General features: G+C 68.0%; 3 protein-coding genes. 1 reads left to right on the top strand and 2 read right to left on the bottom strand.

The window, feature by feature from the left end:
• The coding region (locus AC5RWX_RS32415; RefSeq protein WP_494100276.1) for an AfsR/SARP family transcriptional regulator at positions 1-1,750 on the bottom strand (1,750 nt) is incomplete at its 3' end.
• A gap of 117 nt (positions 1,751-1,867) precedes the next feature.
• Here AC5RWX_RS32415 and AC5RWX_RS32410 point away from each other — a divergent pair.
• On the top strand, positions 1,868-2,035 hold the full coding sequence (locus AC5RWX_RS32410; protein WP_494100275.1) for a hypothetical protein: 168 nt from the start codon (positions 1,868-1,870) through the stop codon (positions 2,033-2,035).
• Positions 2,036-2,167: 132 nt separating this feature from the next.
• On the opposite strand, the gene AC5RWX_RS32405 is transcribed toward AC5RWX_RS32410, so the two are convergent.
• Positions 2,168-2,514: FCD domain-containing protein (locus tag AC5RWX_RS32405; RefSeq protein ID WP_494100274.1), on the bottom strand; the 347-nt coding region annotated here is incomplete at its 5' end.

The following is a 2,514-nucleotide window of genomic DNA, read 5'->3' as shown; positions in this document are numbered from 1 at the left end:
CCTTCGCCAGCCAGGGAACTGCCTGTGCTGCCGCTTCGTCACCGAGCACGGCCCGGTGGGACTGCCCCCGCACCACGAACTCCCGCATCCCGCTCCGGCTCGCAAGCTCGGCCAGCTTCTCCACAAAAGCAGCAGCACGCGGTGACCGGCTGGCAATGGACACTTCTGCCGCCGTGTCCAGCAGGCGGGCCGAATACCAGAGGTACCACGGCTTGGGTGCGAGGCCCCTGTCTATCCAGTGCTCGGCAGCTGTGAGATCGCCGTGCTCCATAAACAGCCGCGCCTCGGCCCCGGCGGCCAAAGCCATGTAGCAGTGATCGCCGGCCAGTTCGGCCATCACCCAGGACCGGTCAATCATGGCCGCTGCCTGCTCCAGCTGCCCGGCGGCCAGGTAGGTCTCTCCGCGCACCCCGGCCACAAAAGGCTCGAAGGCCGTCCAGTGTTCCTCCGCAATCAAGATGAGTGCCCGGTCCAGGGACGCGGCCGCCTGATCCAGCTCCCCGCGGAGCAACCGGACACGGCCCAGCAGTGCCTCGCTGAACGCCTGCTGCCGGCGGTTGCCCATAGCCTTAGCCAGTTTTCCGGACTCCGTCAGCGCGGTCACGGCGCTCCCGTACCGTGCGGTGTCTGAGGCCAACATGCCCTGGATCGCCAGGACTCTCGCCTGTTCGTCGGGGAAGCCCTCGGCCGCCAGCATCGCCCGGTCCAGCCAGCCGGCAGCGCGGTCCGGCACACCCCGCTGCACGGACAGGTAGCCCAGCTCGCGGTATGCAGCAGCGGCAGTCCGGGAGGCGCCGTCGGTCCCTTCTGCCTGCAGTGCACGGTGCAGGAGGTCCGCCACCTCAGCGCCGCGGCCGCCCGCCTGGTGGATCAGCGCCGCGGACAACGTCACCAGGGACTCGGCGAGCAGGTGGCCGTTGCCGGTGCGCTGGGCCAGCACCACTGCGAACCGCAGCTGTTCCAGCCCCCGGTCCACCGCCCCTGCCCAAAGCGACGAACCGCCCGCGTCAAGATAGGAGCGCACCGTCGCTTCGGTTGCCGGCATTCCGGGATCTGCTAACGGAGCCGCAGCGGCGAGTGCCCGCCGGATTTCCGAGGGCAGCGGCAGGCCGAGCTCCTGCCGGTAGAGGTCGCCGGACTTGGTGACGTGCTCGCGGGCCCGGCGGTGCTCGCCCAAAGCCACGAGCGCCTTGACCAGGACGGCGTTGCTGTCGGCGTGAAAGGGATTTCTCTCCAGAGCCAGGGTTGCAAGTTCCGCCGCCTCCCCGGGAGCGCCGGAAGCAAGAGCTGCCAGCGCTGCCTCGTAGAGCAGCGACTGGACCACGTTATCGAGGCGGTAGCGCTGGTCCGCCAGCCATGAATCGAAGACGGGGCAGTCTGCGAAGGACAACCCCTCAAGCAACTGGCCGGTGAAGCCGCGGGGCTCCAGGGCAGGAGTGGTGGCTGAGTCCACCACTTCCAGGGCATCGCAGCGCCACGGCGGCAGCAGCTCCAGCCGCAAAGGATCGCCGGACACGGTGACGCCGTCGAGGGCACGCCGCAGCTCGGACAGATTCCAGCGCAGGGCCCCGAGGGGGTCGGCGGCGTCCGGAAACAGCAGCGACGCGGTGCGGGATCTGCCGGTGCCATCGGTCTGCAGCGCGAGGTAGGCAAGCACCGCCCAGGCCTTGCGGCCTCTGGGCTGCAGGGGAGTTGTGCCGGGTGACTCGATGGCAGGGGGACCGAGGAGCCGAATCCAATTCTCGGCCATACGGCTCATGGTACCGCCGGTCGCTCGCGGCGTCTGCGGCGTTCACACGCTTGCTCACACGCCCCCCGCACACACTCAAATCACCAAATCCGCCACACTCACAAGAGGCACAAAACAATGGAACTGATTGGCTTGCTGCTATTTGTTCTCTGGGTTCTCGTCGCTACCGTTTGCACCGTCCTGACAGACGGCCGGCGTCACCGGGGGCACACGCACGACCTCCGCTCCACCCAGCCGTGGTCCGCAGGCAACCTTCCCAGCGAGTCCTATGCGTCGCTGCTGTGACTGTAGTGTTCGGCAGAGGTAAGCGGCAGGACGTACGACGGCGGGATGCCGGCTGATCTGCCGGCCCCAGCCACACATCTGGCAACATTGCAGGGCCGGTCACCGACCGGCCCTGCTTTTTCTTGCATTCGGCTAGCGCAGCCCCATCGCATTCCGCACCTCATCGAGGATGTGGTGCATCGCGTTCTCGGCAGCAACAGCGTCGCCGCCCGCAACCGCAGCGGCAACATCCTCGTGCGCCTGCAGTGCCTCGTTCCGGGGCTTGAAGGGCATGAGCCCCTGTTTGGTGCGGCTGGTGAGCACCTCGGCCACCATGCCTTCGAGGGCAAGGAACATCTCATTGCCGCAGCTCTCCAGCAGCAGGCAATGGAATTCGATGTCCGCCGCCAGGAATGCCTCGAGCTCTCCCGCCTCGCCGAGCCGGCGCAGGTCCGCGGCGAGCGACGTCAGCTTTGCCCGCTCGGCGGCGCTCGCCCGGC

The sequence above is a fragment of the Arthrobacter sp. SPT-J7 genome (assembly GCF_059089965.1).
The sequence above is the reverse complement of the archived record's forward strand: the minus strand, read 5'-3'. Positions and strand labels throughout refer to the sequence as shown.